This window comes from Chryseobacterium sp. HMWF035 (assembly GCF_003094695.1).
In the GTDB taxonomy this organism is placed as follows: domain Bacteria; phylum Bacteroidota; class Bacteroidia; order Flavobacteriales; family Weeksellaceae; genus Chryseobacterium; species Chryseobacterium gambrini.
Map to the genome: position 1 here is coordinate 44238 of NZ_QEHP01000142.1, position 654 is coordinate 44891.

Sequence of the window (654 nt, forward strand, 5' to 3'; positions counted from 1 at the left end):
TTTTGGACATCATCCGAGAAGGAAGAAGAAAGCCAGAATGGCAAGAAAAAAACTTAGAACGATCGGCAAAAGAGTGCTTCGGGAATTGGAAAGGAAGCTGCCTTCGACTATTTTAAAAGGCTACGAAGAGGTTTTTAAAATTTACCTTAAAGCACTCACCCAAGAACGGACTACGAAAGATAAAATTTACAGTCTTCACGAGCCACAAGTTGCGTGTATTGCGAAAGGAAAATCGGGAAAAGCATACGAGTTTGGGACAAAAGTAGCGGTAGTAAGAGGTAGGAAAACAGGCATCATCACCTCGGTAAAGAGATTTTCAGGCAATCCTCACGATAGTAGAACTCTGGAAGAAAGCCTGTCACAAAGTGAACGGGTGAGAAAATCCGTTGGCGGAACAAGACCTACGAAAGCCACTACAGACAGAGGATTTAAAGGAATCAAAGAAGTAGAAGGAACAGCAATTTTGCTTCCTGCAAAAAAAGAAAAAACAAGATATGGGCAACAAGTATCAAGATTAAGATTCCGGGTAAGAGCAGCAATAGAAACTTGTATCTCTCATTTAAAAAGAAACCACTCCTTAGGATTAAACTTCCTAAAAGGAGTGGATGGAGATATTAATAATGCCTTATTAGCAGGAATTGGATACAATTTGAA

Annotated in this window: 1 protein-coding gene; it reads left to right on the forward strand. The window is 39.6% G+C overall.

Going from position 1 to position 654, the window contains the following annotated elements; genetic code table 11:
- A partial coding sequence (locus DD829_RS22315) for a transposase (protein WP_194294705.1) occupies positions 1 to 654 on the forward strand: 654 nt, incomplete at both ends.